The sequence below is a fragment of the Bradyrhizobium sp. CCBAU 11386 genome, from assembly GCF_028128955.1.
Taxonomy (GTDB): Bacteria; Pseudomonadota; Alphaproteobacteria; order Rhizobiales; family Xanthobacteraceae; genus Bradyrhizobium.
Genome location: NZ_LBKA01000157.1, coordinates 1 through 13,576, shown reverse-complemented (window position 1 = coordinate 13,576; position 13,576 = coordinate 1). Strand labels below are relative to the sequence as shown.

Here is a 13,576-nt window from a genome sequence, read left to right as displayed (position 1 = left end):
AATCCAGAGTCTTTCCGCGGAGGGACTCTGGATTGCTTCGCTGCGCTCGCAATGACGATGTGGGTGGAGCGTCGCGGACGTCGACTGGACGGACTCGCGGAGGCTCCCCTCACCCGGAATCCGCGCTTTGCGCGAATTCCGGCCTACGAATCAAGGCCTACTGCTTCTGCAACTTCGTCAGCGTCCCGGTGCCGTTATTGTCGGTCGCAGAGTAGCTCACCCTGTCGCCGGCATGGACGGCATCCAGCATCGCGGCGTCCTTGGTCTTGTACTCCTGGAGCGTGCCGGCGCCGCCTGCGCTGCCGCCGACCGTTCCCTTCTGCGTCTGCTGGATCGAGATCGTGCCGTTGAGACGGTCGATCCTGGTGACCATTCCGGTCATGTCGTCAGCAAAAGCGCTGGATGCCAGCATGCTGAGGACCGCAGCGCCTGCGAGGATAAATCTGGTGGTTCCCATCGAGGCCTCCCGGCATTTCGAGATTCACATCGACAAGACATCCTAGAGCGATTTGGTTCCGGCAGATAGCGCGGCAAAGATTAATAGTTGCAATGAGATCGCGGGAACTTCTGCGGAGCCGTCAGCGAGGTTGACGCTATTCCATTTCCTGCTGGATCACGCGGCCGAGCGCGAACAGGCGCTGGTCGATCGAGGTCGGAACCTCGCACACGAACCGCACCACCTTGTGGCGGTCCTCGAAAATGCGCGTCTTCCAGATCAGCTCGTTGCTGAGCGCCTCGACCTTGGCCTCGTCGCGCGGTGTCGTCCCCTGGAGGGCCTGGAGCGCCAGCGTCTCCTCGCGGATCCTGTCGGCGGCGTCGCGCTGCTTGCGGCTGACACGTTCGAGCCCGACCATGACCTGGGCGCGCTGGGCATTCAGGGTCTCGAACAGGCCGGCGAAGAGGAGCTTTGCGTTCGTGGTCTTGTCGGTAGCGGAGCCGGCCAGGAATTCCTTCACCGATTTCTCGGCCTCGTCCAGCGGCGTCTTGCGCGCCGACAGTTTTGAGACCAGCGCGCTGACCTTGGCATCGTCCTTCCACTTGGTCTGGACATCGTCGAGCGCAGGCCCAGCCCAGACCGCGGCGAGCGAGATCTCCGGCACTTTCGCCTGCGTGCACGGCCAGTCCGGATAGCGCGGATCGGCCGCGCGCGCGGCCGTGCCCGTGGCGGCGAACGCCAGAACGGCCATGGTCACGATCCGAACCTTCATCCTTCGCCTCCCGCAGGGCCCCGTCGCGCGAGCCCGCGCGAGGGATCATAGGCCAGAATCGCACCGATCATGAAGACGATTGTGCAGGTCGCAACCACCGCCAGCGAGATCCAGTTGACCTGTCCGTACAGCGCGAAACGGATCAGCTCGACCGCATGGGTGAACGGATTGGCCTCGCAGAGATAGTACAGATAAGGGCTGCCCTCCTGCACCCGCCAGAGCGGGTAGAGCGCCGACGATGCAAAGAACATCGGGAAGATCACGAAGTTCATCACGCCGGCGAAGTTTTCCAGCTGCTTGATGCCGGAGGAGATCAGCATGCCGAGCGAGCCCAGCATCAGTCCGGACAGGATCAGCGCGGGCAGCACGGTCAGGTAGCCGGATGATGGCGGGGTGATGTCCCAGAACCAGGCGATCAGGAGGAATGCATAGACCTGGAGCAGCGACACCGCGGTGCCCGCGAGCAGCTTGCAGAACAACAGGAAGCCGCGCGGCAGCGGGCTCACCAGCAGCGTGCGCATATTGCCCATCTCGCGGTCATAGACCATCGAGAGCGAGGACTGCATGCCGTTGAAGAGCTGGATCATCGCCATCAGCCCCGGTGCGATATAGACCTCGTAGAGGATGTAGGTCTCGTAGGGCGGGATGATGGAGATGCCGAGCACCTGGCGGAAGCCGGCGGCGAAGATGAACAGCCACACCAGGGGGCGCACCAGCGCCGAGACGAAGCGCTCGCGCTGATGCAGGAAGCGCAGACCCTCGCGCCAGACGATGCCGGTGAGGCAGGTCATGTACTCGGCGAATGAGAAGCCGCGCGGCGCATCGCGGGTGGTGATGCTGCTCATGCGCCGCCTCCCGGTATGGTTTGCGCGCCGGTCAGGCGCATGAAGGCGGAGTTGACGTCCTGCGCACCGGATTCGGTGACGACGCGGCTCATCGGCCCCTGCGCCAGCACCTTGCCCTGGTGCAGCACCACGAGGTCGTCCCCGGCCATGATCTCGTCGAACAGATGCGTGGCCCAGAGCACGCCTATGCCTTGCTCGGTGACGAGCTGTCGGACATGGCTGATGATGTCGGCGCGCGCCTTGACGTCGAGGCCGACGGTCGGCTCGTCCAGCAGCAACAGGCGCGGCCGGTGCAGCAGCGCGCGTGCGATCTCCAGCCGCCGCATCTGGCCGCCGGAGAGATCGCGCACCTTGCTGCCGGCGCGCTCGGAGAGGCCGATGCGGCCGAGCAGCTCGGCGCTGCGCGCGGCGGCCTCGCGGCGGCTGATGCCGTGCAATGCTGCGTGATAGAGCAGGTTCTGCGTCAGCGACAGATCGAGATCGAGCGTGCGCGGCTGAAACACGACGCCGAGCAGCCGCAGCGCCTCGCCGGGACTCTTGCTGACGTCGTGACCGAAAATGCCGACGCGGCCGGACTGGATGCCGAACAGCCGCGTGATGAGCGAGAACAGCGTGCTCTTGCCGGCACCGTTGAGGCCGAGCAGCGCGGTGAAGCTCGCGGGCTGCACGTTGAAGGAGACGTCCATCAGCGCCCGCCGCGGACCATAGGCATGGCTGACGCCGTCGATCGACAGCGCCGGCACCGCCGCCGTTTCGGGCTTCGGAGCGCTCTCGCGTGGCTCGGCGATGGGGGCTGGACTGGTCATGGCGCGATCGTGATGCCCCAGGGCAGTTCGCCCACCTGAATGGTCTTGATCACCTTTTGCGCGGCGACGTCGATCACGGAAACATCGTTCGACACGCCGTTGGTGGTGAGCAGGTATTTTTCGTCCGGCGTGAACGCCATGTGCCAGACCCGCTGCCCGACCAGCAGGTATTTCGTCACCTTGCGCGAGGCGACGTCGACCACGGCGATACGGTTGGCGGGACCGAGTGCGACGAAGGCGGTCTTGTCGTCCCTGGTCATGCCGATGCCGACCGGCTGGATCGCCTCTTTCCGCAGGCCAGGAATCTCGAACGTGACCTTGCCGATCACCTCGTGCTTCCTGGGATCGATGATCGAGACCGTGCCGCCGATCTCCGAGGACACCCACAATTCGGAAGCGTCGTGCTTGAACTCGGCAAAGCGCGGCCGCGCGTCGACCAGCACATTGGCGACGATCTGGCGCGACGAGGTGTCGATGAAATGCGCCATGTTGGTCGTCTCGGACGTGTTGATCAGCGTCTTGCCGTCGGGGCTGATGGTCATGCCCTCGGGCTCGACGCCGACCTGGATGTCGCCGAGCCGGGCGCGCTTTTCGAGGTCGATTACGGTCACCGTGTTGTCGTTCTCGTTGGCGACATAGAGGATCTTGCCGGCGGCATCCTGCGCGAACAATTCGGGGTCGGGGCCGGAGGGCAGGCTGTCCACGACGCTTTGCGTCTTGGCGTCGATCACCTGGATGGTGTCGTCGTCGCCGACCGCGACCATCACGAACTTGCCGTCGCGGGTGAAGTCGATGCCGCGCGGGCGCTGGCCGACCTTGATGGTCTTGGTCACCGTCCAGCTCTCGGTGTCGATCACCGAGACCGTGTTGCTCTTCTCGTTGGAGACATAGGCGATGAAGGCATGCGCGGGCGCCGCCGCAAGCGCCAGTCCGGAGAGAAGTCCAACACGCCACATGCGCGACATCTGCGTCCTCACTTCAATTTGCATTTGCTCTCCGGACGGTCATAGCCAAGCGTGTCGAGCTCGGAGACCTGGTGCAGAAAACCTTCCTGCGGCGACACCGACACCACCATGCGGCCGTCGACCAGCAGGATCGGCTGGCGCAGCTGGAGATTCCAGTCGCGCAGGGTCAGCCGCGTGCCCTTGAAGGCGGCGACGGAAAAATCCGGCCCCTTGATGAAATCGGTGACCTTTTTCACGTCGCCGGAATTGGTGCGCGAGGTGGCTTCGCCGATCATGCGCACCGCCGTCCAGGCCTGCATGTCGAGCGCCGTCATGCGCCGCGAATTCAGCTTGACGAAGCGGTTCTGCATCTGGATCGCGCCCCACTGGTCCTGCGCGGCGTCCCAGCTGCGCGGCACGAGGCCCGCCGAGCCGGCCACGGGCCGCGGATCCCAGGTGCGATAGGGCAGGTAGGCGCCGAACACCTCGCTCTCGTCGGCGGCGACCAGCACGTCGTAAGCCGGCGCCTGTTGCGTGAAGACGGGCATCTGGCGCTGGATCAGCGTCACGCCCGAGTCGGTGCGGCGCGCGCCGCCGCCGTCTTCAAACGTGCGCTCCTGCACGATCTTGGCGCCGAACCGCGTCGCGGTGCGCCTCAGCGCATCGGCGAACAGCTTGTCCTCATCGTGTGAGCCGACCACGAGCAGCCAGCGCTTCCATTGCTTCCACACCAGATACTGGCCGAGCGCATCGGCCAGCATCGCGCGCGTCGGCGCGGTGTGGACGACGTTGGCGCGGCAATCGGCCTCGCGCAGCCGCTCGTCGATCGCCCCCGCGTTGAACAGCAGCGTGCCGCGCTCGCGCAAGGCGTCGGCCACCTTCAGCAGCGCATCCGCCGGCAGGTCGGCGATGATAAACCCGTTCTTCTCGGCGAGCGCGGTCGCGGCCTGCACCACGTCCTCGCCTTCCCTGATGCGGCGCTCCTCCAGCGCAAAGCGCTGGCCCAGGAATTTGCCGGTGGTGTTGTTGTCCTCGATGGCGAGGCGCGCGCCGGCGACGCCGTCATTCTCCGCGGGCTGCTCGACCAGCGACAGCGTCGATCTGGTGCCGGCGATTCCGAGATAGCCGACGCCGATCATGACAGGGTCGGCCGCGAACGCGCTCGTCGCAGCAAGACCCAAGCCGATCAGGCCGACCAACCATCGGATCATGTTTCCTCCAAACGTTCTCCCCGGCTTGACCGCCGATGGAGAATTGTCTCTGCTAAAGCATGACCAATTTGTCAGGGCATGCAACCCCGCATTTCGTCCTCGCGACGCGAGGACGCGGAATCACGACCATGCGAGCGCTGCTGTGTTTCGCCGCTTTGCTGTTGACGGGCTCAGTCGCGCTCGCCGATCCGCCGAAGCTCGCCGTGTTCGATTTCGAGCTGATCGACACCAGCCTGCCCGGCGAGTTCTACGGCTCCAAGCCGGAGCTGGTACGGCTGGATCGCATCAGCGAGCAGCTCCGCAAGGAGCTGGCTGATTCAGGCCGGTTCCAGGTGCTCGACATCGCGCCGGTCAGGGACGCCGCCCGTCACGCCAATCTGCAGGCCTGCGGCGGCTGCGACCTCAAGCTCGCCGGGCAGCTGGGCGCCGAGCTGGAGATCACCGGCATGGTGCAGAAGGTCTCGAACCTGATCATCAACCTCAACATCTACCTGCGCGATGTGAAGACCGGCGCCATGATCACGGCCGCCAGCGCCGACATGCGCGGCAACACCGACGAATCCTGGACGCGCACGATGAGCTACCTGATCCGCAACCGGCTGCTGGCACCGAATTACGGCAAGCCGTGAGATCTTCGCCTCTCCCCGCGTGCGGGGAGAGGCCGGAATTTGCGGCAGCAAATTCCGGGTGAGGGGGAGTCTCCGCGAGTACAATTCTCACCGTCTCTGCCGAAGCAGCCCCTCACCCCAACCCTCTCCCCTTAAGAACGGGGAGAGGGGGAGGGGAGAGCGACTCACCCCTTCAATCTCTCCGCATGCCAGTTGAGGTGATCGCCCATGAACGTCGAGATGAAATAATAGCTGTGGTCGTAGCCGGCCTGCCGCCGCAGCGTCAGCGGGATGCTCGCTTTGGTGCAGGCGGCTTGCAGCAGCTCCGGCTTGAGCTGCTCCTTCAGGAAATTGTCGGCATCGCCGACGTCGACCAGGAAGCCCGAGAATTTCGCGCCGCCCTCGATCAGCGCCACGGTGTCATGGCTGCGCCAGCTGTCCTTGTTGGGCCCGAGATAGCCGGTCAGCGCCTTGATGCCCCACGGCACCTGCGACGGCGCCACGATCGGTGCGAACGCGCTCGCGGCGCGATAGCGGTGCGGGTTGCGCAACGCCACCGTCAGCGCGCCGTGGCCGCCCATCGAATGGCCCATCACCGACTGCCGCCTGGCATCGACCGGAAAGTTCTCGGCGACCAGCTTCGGCAGCTCGTCGGTGACGTAGCTCCACATGCGATAGTTGCGCGCAAACGGCTCTTGCGTCGCGTCGACATAGAAGCCGGCGCCCAGGCCGAAATCATAGGCATTGTTGGGGTCGCCCGGCACGTCCGGCCCGCGCGGTGAGGTGTCGGGCGCGACGAAGATCAGGCCGAGCTCGGCGCAGGCTTTGCGGAATTCACCCTTCTCGGTGACGTTGGCATGCGTGCAGGTGAGGCCGGACAGATACCAGACCACCGGAAGCTTGTCGCCGTCCGCATGCGGGGGAACGTAGACCGAGAACACCATGTCGGTTCCGGTCGCCTGGCTCGCATGGCGGTACACGCCCTGCACGCCGCCGTAGGATTTGTTGGTCGAGATAGTCTGAATCGTCATGCCCTAAGCTCCAGTGGCACTTAACCACATCAACATTGCAACGCTTGTGTGACCGAATGTGTGGCGGCTGCCCGCGCGTCAGGCGACGCCGCTGTCGATCGCCAGCCGCACCAGCTCGACCGAGGTCTTGACCCCGAGCTTCTGGCGCATGATCGACGAGGTGTTGGCGACCGTCTTGTAGGACGACTGCACCAGCCAGGCGATCTCGGACAGGCTCTTTCCGGCGCTGAGCAGCCGTAGGATCTCCATCTCGCGCGCGTTCAGCTTGGACAGCGGGCTTTGCGCCAGCGCCGGTCCCGCAAAGGCGATGCTGCGCGCGATCGCGCTCGGCAGATACGTGCCGCCGCCGCCGACGGTGCGGATCGCCTCGACGAGATCGTCGGGGTCGCCGGTCTTGGAGACGTAGCCCTTGGCGCCGCACTCGATCGCGCGCGCGGCGAAAGCAGGGTCGTCGTTCATGCTGAACATGATGATGCGGGCCTCGGGCGCGCGCTCGAGGATGCGGCGCGCCAGCTCGAAGCCGGAGACGGTCGGCAGGTTGATGTCGATGACGCAGAGGTCGGGGCGCTCGACGATGAAGACGCACTCGCCGTCTTCGGCGTCGGCGGCCTCCAGGATCTCGATCTCGCCCTCGTCGGCCAGCACGGCACGGCAGCCGGAGGCCACGATGGGATGATCGTCGACGATCAGAATGCGCATAGGCGTTCCCCGCGACAGCGCGTTCCCCGTGATAGAACCTGCCTGTTTTGCGCCGCATGATACCGGACAGGAGAGCCACGCGCGTCTCATGTCGCCTCATGCAACCCGGCCGGGATTGCTGTACGCTTTCGATTAGATATCGGGCGCTTCGCCTCTGTCAATCTCATCGGACAGGCGCGAGCCAGGCTTCGCGAGGCACAGGCGACACCAATGTGGCAAAATCTATCCTTGCGCGCGCGCATCAACCTGCTGCTGGCGCTCTTGCTGGCGCTGGGGCTTGCCGTCAACATCGGCCGCCAGGTCGCGGAGGCGGGGCCGCGGGTGCAGGCCGAGGACCAGAGCGTGATCCGGCTCGCGCGCGAATTCATCGAGATGATCGTGGCGGACCTGAACGAGGCGCCCGATCCGGATGCGAGGCTGAACCAGATCGCGCGCGATCTCAGCCGGCTGCGCCATGTCAGCATCGCACTTCACGATTCCGGCGGGAACCCGCTGACGCCGCCCCGGCCCGATGCCGATGACGACACGCGCGGGCCGCCGGCCTGGTTCGTCAGCCTGGTTCATCCGGAGCAGACCGCGGTCAGCGTGCCGGTCTCGATCCATGGCCGGCCCGGCTCGCTGCGGATCACCTCGCATCCGGACGACGAGATCGCCGAGATCTGGGACGGCATCGTGACCCAGCTCGAGGTCGGCTCGGTGATCGCGCTCGCGCTGTTCCTGGTGATGATGAATGTGGTCGGCCGGGCGCTGGCGCCGCTCCAGTCGCTGGCGGAGGCGATGACCGAGCTCGAGGGCGGGCACTATGAGGCGCGCGTCGCGCCGGGCGGCGCGCCCGAGCTCGCCGCGATCTGCACCAAGCTCAACCATCTTGCGGCAACGCTCGGCGAGGCGGTCGAGGACAAGCGGCGCCTTGCCGAGCGCGCAGTGTCGCTCCAGGACGTGGAGCGCAAGGAGATCGCGCGCGAGCTGCATGACGAGTTCGGGCCGTATCTGTTCTCGCTGCGCGCGCATGCCAGCGCGCTGGCGAAGCTCGCGGACGGGCGGGCGCCGAGCGCAGAGGCGGTGCGCAAGCACGGCAGCGCCTTGCTGGAGCAGATCAACGCGCTCCAGCAGTTCACCCGCCGCGTGCTGGAGCGGCTGCGTCCCGTCGGCCTCGCCGAGCTCGGCCTCGGCCAGGCGCTCGAATCGCTGTCGCGGCTGTGGCGGGAGTCGCATCCCGACGTCACGATCCAGACCACGATCTCGTCCGGGCTCGGGGCGACCGGAGAGACCGCCGACCTCACCATCTACCGCGTCGTGCAGGAGGCGCTCACTAACGTGTTCCGCCATGCCGGCGCGACCGCAGTCAATGTCGTCATCGAGCCGGCGGAGCAGCTCACGCGTGATGGCCGCTTCTGTGCCCGGGTGCGGGTCAGCGACAATGGCCGCGGCATGGAGCCGGGCCAGAAGCTGGGCTTCGGCCTGGTCGGCATGCGCGAGCGGATTCTGGCGCTGGGCGGCACGCTCAACGTCGTCTCCGGCGACGGCGGCTTGACCGTCGAGGCGCTGGTGCCGACGGCGGCCGCCTGATCGGGAAAAATTCCCGATTTCGTCGGGAAAACGGGTGCGGATATCGCCCGACCTTTTGTGGCTGGCGCGTGAGCTGTTGCCGAATACACTCGTCCCGACCAAACGGCGAAAAATCAAAACAGCCGGCGGTCACGGATGGGAAGGCTGGGATGGGCACGCGTCTTTGGTTCAAGCGTCGTTTGTGGATGGCCTCGGTTTCGACGGGGCTGCTGTCGGGGTTGGTCCTTGCGGGCCCTGCCGGGGCCGCGCAGGACGAGGAGACCAACGTTCAGAACCTGCCGCCGGTCGAGGTGACGGCACCGCCGCCCGCGACGACAAGGCGCAACGTGTCGTCGCGGCCGGTGGCGCAAGCGGGGGCATCGTCGTCGAGCCGCCCCAAGACACGCATCTACGTCTACCCGACCGCGCCGGGCACCGGCAGGGGCCTCGATGTCGACAAGGTTCCGTCGGCGATCAACGCGGTCGATGCCAACCAGATCAAGCGGACCGGCTCGCTCAACGTCACCGACGCGCTGCGCGACAACATCGCCGGCGTCAACATCAGCGAAGTCACCGGCAATCCGTTTCAGCCGGACGTCGAATTCCGCGGCTTCGTCGCATCGCCGGTGACGGGCACGCCGCAGGGCCTTGCCGTGTACCAGAACGGCGTCCGCATCAACGAAGCCTTCTCGGACGCCGTCAACTGGGACCTGATCCCGACCGCCGCGATCAGGTCGGTGACGCTCGTGACCAACAACCCCGCCTTTGGCCTCAATGCGCTGGGCGGCGCGCTCAACCTGCAAATGAAGGACGGCTTCACCTATCAGGGCGCAGAGCTCGACGTCATGGGCGGCTCGTTCGGCCGCATCCAGGGCTCGGCGCAATGGGGCAAGCAGGTCGACAAGAACTACGGCGTCTATGCCGCGCTCGAAGGCCTGCACGACAACGGCTTCCGCAACTTCTCGCAATCAACCGTGCGGCGCTTCTACGGCGATGTCGGCTACAAGGCCGGCGACAGCGAATTCCACGCCAACATGGGGGTGGCCAAGAACGATTTCGGCGCCAGCGCCACCGTTCCGGCCGAGCTGCTCGACAAATATTGGGGCGCGACTTACACGACGCCGCAGACCACCTCCAACCGCGTCGGCTACCTGAACCTCACCGGCAAGGTCGATGCGACGCCGACCTGGACGCTCGAAGGCACCGCCCATGTGCGCCGGTACGAGCAGAAGCTGGTCGATGGCAATCCGACCGACGTGCAGGAATGCGCCATCGCCGGTCTGCTGTGCTTCGACGACGATACGACGCCGGCGAATGGCACGAACGGCGTGCAGCTTGCTAATCCGTTTCCTTCGGGGACCATCCTCGGCGAGATCGACCGCAGCTCGATACGGTCGACCACCTTCGGCGTGTCGGGGCAGGCCACCAACACCGATCAGCTGCTCGGGCACGACAACCGCTTCGTGATGGGCGCAACCTACGACGCCAGCGTCACGCGCTACAACGCCACCGCCGAGATCGGTTCGATCGGAGAAAACTACGTCGTCAGCGGTAGCGGCGTCTTCCTGGGCGCGACCGGCACGCCAGCCCCCGTTGCCGGTCCTGTCTCGCTGCGGACCGTCAATCAGTATAACGGCCTGTACGCGATGGACACGTTCAACATCACCGATGCCTTCGCCGTCACCGGCGGCGGCCGCTTCAACGTGGCGCGCATCACGCTGGAGGATCAGCTCGGGACCGATCTCAACGGCGATCACACCTTCACCCGCTTCAATCCGGTCATCGGCGGCACCTACAAGATCACGCCCGAGCTGACCGCCTATGCCGGCTATTCCGAGGCCAATCGCGTGCCGACGCCGCTCGAGCTCGGCTGCGCAGACCCCGTCAGGCCCTGCCTGCTCGCGGCGTTTCTCGTCTCCGATCCGCCATTGAAGCAGGTCGTGTCCAAGACCGTGGAAGCGGGCCTGCGCGGCAGCAAGGAGCTGAACATCGGTACGCTCGGATGGAAGATCGGCGGCTTCCGCGCCACCAACTATGACGACATCGTCGCCGTTCCTGCAGTCGGACGCACCGGCTTCGGCTACTTCTCCAATGTCGGCCGTACCAGGCGGCAGGGCCTCGAGGCCGAGGTCAACATCAAGTCGCCCACTCTGCAATTCCAGGCGAGCTATGCTTTCGTCGACGCACGCTTCCTCGATGCGCTCGAACTCGGTTCGGAGAGTCCGTTCAGAGATACTGTGACTGAGACCATCCACGTCTCGCCCGGCAACCAGATCCCGGCGATCCCGCGCCACCGCGTCAAGCTGGGCGTGGACTATGCCGTGACCGACGTCTGGAAGGTCGGCGGCAACGCGCTGTTCGTCTCCAGCCAGTACCTGGTCGGCGACGAGTCCAACCAATACACGAAGCTGCCGTCCTATACGGTGTTCAATCTCCACACTTCCTATCAACTGACCAAGAACGTCCAGCTCTACGGCAAGGTCGACAACATCTTCGACAAGCGTTACGCGACCTACGGCCAGTTCTTCGACCGCGGAGCCTTGCCCAACTTCACCAATGGCGGCAACGACTTCACCGACCCGCGCTCGCTGAGCCCGGCAAGACCGCGCGCGTTCTATGCGGGAATGCGGGTGACGTTCTGAGCTCGGCGCGGCGGGTCTACCTGTCGCCCAGCCTGTCATGGGTGTCGGCATCGGCCCGTTCTACCTTAGGCCGATTGACACAATGTTCATGATTTGTTCTTATGCTGGCCGTCCAGCCAAGGAGCGAGCCATGGACAACCGCATCAGTGAAATCCGCAGAGTTATCAGAGCGTTACGTGTCAGCATGCGTGAGGCCGAAGCGATCATGCATGAACAGATCAACCGGGACGAGGACTGCACTTTCGTGGCCCACGAGGTCATGAAGATGCGCACCGTAATGAGCGGACTTGTCCAGGAGCGGGCTGCGCTCGGTGACACCGACCCGATTGTCGTCGCCAGCCTCTTCATTCCCCGCCGGCGGCCAACGCCGCCGCGCGTCCATGTCGAGAAGCGCCGTCTTGTCCCGCCGCGAGAGGTGGCACAGGCATGAAGGGCGAGAGGCCGACCTACTTCTCCGACATGCAGGAGCCGCCGGAATTCCTGAAGGCGCTCGATCATGCGCGGCGCCTGTCATGTTACGAAGGCTGGTGCCGGATGCACATCGAGGCCATCCAGGTCGCGATCGATCAGTACGCGGAGGCGGCTCTCGGCAATCGGGAGTTCTTCCTCAACAAGCCGCACAGCATCGGCGGGAGTCGCAAGGCCGGCGACGTGCCGTGACATCAGAGACCGCGCCGGTCATGATTTGATCTCTGGCGCGTTTGGCTATGGTCAGCTTGTGACCCCGTAGCGGATCCCAAGCCCTCGTTCGAGCGCTCCACCGACGGCTAGGGGCCGCACGGTCGATGAATCGACGACGTCTTATAAGAACAGCGCGCCCACGCTTGTCGCTAAGACAGTCGAGCCGCGTTTGCGGCGACCTGCTTGCGATAATAATCGATTATGTCTGCCGACTTTCCACCCATCATCAGCATTGATCCAGCTTCCATCGCGGCGTTCATTTTCTCCTGGACCATAAGGCAAGTCTCCTCGGCGGCGTTTACGCCACCGTTCGCGATCTTGCGAAGGCGGGTATCGATCACATTATTGCTTTCGATGGCCAACATAAGAGCGGGATACCAAGGATAGGAAAACATGGCGCTGTCTCCTGACAGCGGGATGCTGCGCCATGCTAACGATGCCCGGCTTGAATAGTTGCGATAAGCTGCATTGAATTTCTGCGCATCAAAGGCCCCAGTAAGGCAGCCTCAGATGGCGACCTCCTTCCTCAAGCGCGTCGGAGAGATTACCTCCGGAGGTGGTCAAATCTGCTCAGATTCGATCTGCCAAAAATGTTATGAACTCCCATCACGGCCCTGTCGTAGGTATCGATCGGTGACGGAGAGTATTGTGCTCCGGCCTCCTTTCGGAGAGGCCCCATGATGCGCGCCAAACCCAATCAACCTAAACTGCCCTTCCAGGATCGTCTCGCGCTTGAGGCCAACCGCCTCAAGGACGAAGCCAACAAGCTTCCGCATGGTCCCTTGCGGGACGCCGTGATCCGGAAGGCACGCCAGGTTGAAACGGCATCGCACCTTGATCAGTGGCTATCGTCGCCCGGATTGCGAGCGCCGACGTAAGGCCGCCAGCGGCGGTATGTCTTTCATTCCGAATGTCGCCTGCTGACCCGAAGCCGACCTCTGGCGGAGCCTGGCTGTTCGAACGGCGTCAAGTCCGGCTCATTCTGAGATTCTGTGGCGATCAACTTTGAGGGATCGGAGTTCACCCAGGGGCGCGATCCTTTGAAGCGGCGAAAAATCGACTTTCCAAAGATCGAGTTCAAACAGCTCTCCGTGCTGATCGACGTTCAGCGCGACCGACACTGGCACTCCATCGGCATCGTTAAATTCGGCTTCACCAATACATCTGCCGAAACGCCGGTCGGCCCTACCGACAAAGCGAAGGCTACCCATCCCACCGTCGTTCATTACTTCTACGAGATTAAAATGGCTCTGCGGAGGTGAATGCTGACCTAGGTGTTTAGTCCCAGACTTTGATGGTGCATCCTTATCGCACGATTCGAGGGAAGCGCTATGGGACAGATTTTACACGGCT

15 protein-coding genes and 1 pseudogene are annotated in these 13,576 nt (G+C 64.5%); 6 read left to right on the top strand and 10 right to left on the bottom strand.

The features are described from left to right. Positions 1-157: 157 nt before the first annotated feature. The 6 genes from XI09_RS10160 to XI09_RS10135 form a co-directional block, all read right to left on the bottom strand. Positions 158-457: a copper-binding protein gene (locus tag XI09_RS10160; protein WP_092188030.1), complete on the bottom strand. Its 300-nt coding sequence runs from the start codon at positions 455-457 to the stop codon at positions 158-160. 136 nt (positions 458-593) lie between these two features. After that, a complete protein-coding gene (locus XI09_RS10155) occupies positions 594-1,208 on the bottom strand; it encodes a hypothetical protein (RefSeq protein WP_271566709.1) in 615 nt (204 codons plus the stop codon). Next, positions 1,205-2,053, bottom strand: coding sequence for an ABC transporter permease (locus XI09_RS10150; RefSeq protein ID WP_271566708.1), 849 nt, complete (start codon positions 2,051-2,053; stop codon positions 1,205-1,207). The genes XI09_RS10155 and XI09_RS10150 overlap by 4 nt, the downstream gene beginning before the upstream one ends. Further along, the gene (locus XI09_RS10145; protein WP_271566707.1) at positions 2,050-2,859 is read right to left on the bottom strand and encodes an ABC transporter ATP-binding protein; all 810 of its coding nucleotides are present in this window, start codon (positions 2,857-2,859) and stop codon (positions 2,050-2,052) included. The genes XI09_RS10150 and XI09_RS10145 overlap by 4 nt, the downstream gene beginning before the upstream one ends. Then, the gene (locus XI09_RS10140; RefSeq protein ID WP_271566710.1) at positions 2,856-3,824 is read right to left on the bottom strand and encodes a YVTN family beta-propeller repeat protein; all 969 of its coding nucleotides are present in this window, start codon (positions 3,822-3,824) and stop codon (positions 2,856-2,858) included. The genes XI09_RS10145 and XI09_RS10140 overlap by 4 nt, the downstream gene beginning before the upstream one ends. A gap of 8 nt (positions 3,825-3,832) precedes the next feature. Next, positions 3,833-5,014, bottom strand: a complete 1,182-nt coding sequence (locus XI09_RS10135; protein WP_271566706.1) for an ABC transporter substrate-binding protein — start codon at positions 5,012-5,014, stop codon at positions 3,833-3,835. A 59-nt stretch (positions 5,015-5,073) separates the two neighbouring features. On the opposite strand from XI09_RS10135, the gene XI09_RS10130 reads away from it, so the two are divergent. Further along, the gene (locus XI09_RS10130) at positions 5,074-5,643 is read left to right on the top strand and encodes a DUF3280 domain-containing protein (protein WP_271566705.1); all 570 of its coding nucleotides are present in this window, start codon (positions 5,074-5,076) and stop codon (positions 5,641-5,643) included. A gap of 164 nt (positions 5,644-5,807) precedes the next feature. Here XI09_RS10130 and fghA read toward each other — a convergent pair whose 3' ends face one another. Both fghA and XI09_RS10120 read right to left on the bottom strand, forming a co-directional pair. Next, positions 5,808-6,653, bottom strand: coding sequence for an S-formylglutathione hydrolase (fghA, locus tag XI09_RS10125; RefSeq protein WP_271566704.1), 846 nt, complete (start codon positions 6,651-6,653; stop codon positions 5,808-5,810). A 78-nt stretch (positions 6,654-6,731) separates the two neighbouring features. After that, positions 6,732-7,352, bottom strand: a complete 621-nt coding sequence (locus tag XI09_RS10120; protein WP_092188016.1) for a response regulator — start codon at positions 7,350-7,352, stop codon at positions 6,732-6,734. A gap of 210 nt (positions 7,353-7,562) precedes the next feature. Between XI09_RS10120 and XI09_RS10115 the strand changes: the two genes are divergently transcribed. From XI09_RS10115 to XI09_RS10100, 4 genes are all read left to right on the top strand, one after another. After that, the gene (locus XI09_RS10115; protein ID WP_271566703.1) at positions 7,563-8,921 is read left to right on the top strand and encodes a histidine kinase; all 1,359 of its coding nucleotides are present in this window, start codon (positions 7,563-7,565) and stop codon (positions 8,919-8,921) included. Positions 8,922-9,070: 149 nt separating this feature from the next. Further along, entirely contained in the window at positions 9,071-11,542 is a 2,472-nt protein-coding gene (locus XI09_RS10110) for a TonB-dependent receptor (protein ID WP_271566702.1), read from the top strand. A gap of 130 nt (positions 11,543-11,672) precedes the next feature. Continuing rightward, the gene (locus tag XI09_RS10105) at positions 11,673-11,972 is read left to right on the top strand and encodes a hypothetical protein (RefSeq protein WP_271566701.1); all 300 of its coding nucleotides are present in this window, start codon (positions 11,673-11,675) and stop codon (positions 11,970-11,972) included. Beyond that, the gene (locus tag XI09_RS10100; RefSeq protein ID WP_027546492.1) at positions 11,969-12,202 is read left to right on the top strand and encodes a hypothetical protein; all 234 of its coding nucleotides are present in this window, start codon (positions 11,969-11,971) and stop codon (positions 12,200-12,202) included. Before XI09_RS10105 ends, XI09_RS10100 begins: the two co-directional genes overlap by 4 nt. A gap of 170 nt (positions 12,203-12,372) precedes the next feature. On the opposite strand, the gene XI09_RS10095 is transcribed toward XI09_RS10100, so the two are convergent. Continuing rightward, positions 12,373-12,618, bottom strand: a complete 246-nt coding sequence (locus XI09_RS10095; RefSeq protein WP_271566700.1) for a hypothetical protein — start codon at positions 12,616-12,618, stop codon at positions 12,373-12,375. A 282-nt stretch (positions 12,619-12,900) separates the two neighbouring features. Here XI09_RS10095 and XI09_RS10090 point away from each other — a divergent pair, with 282 nt between their 5' ends. Beyond that, positions 12,901-13,101, top strand: coding sequence for a hypothetical protein (locus XI09_RS10090; protein WP_271566699.1), 201 nt, complete (start codon positions 12,901-12,903; stop codon positions 13,099-13,101). Positions 13,102-13,200: 99 nt separating this feature from the next. On the opposite strand, the pseudogene XI09_RS46090 reads toward XI09_RS10090, so the two are convergent. Then, a pseudogene (locus XI09_RS46090) lies at positions 13,201-13,497 on the bottom strand (DUF6984 family protein); the annotation flags it as partial. Between the last annotated feature and the right edge of the window lie 79 nt (positions 13,498-13,576).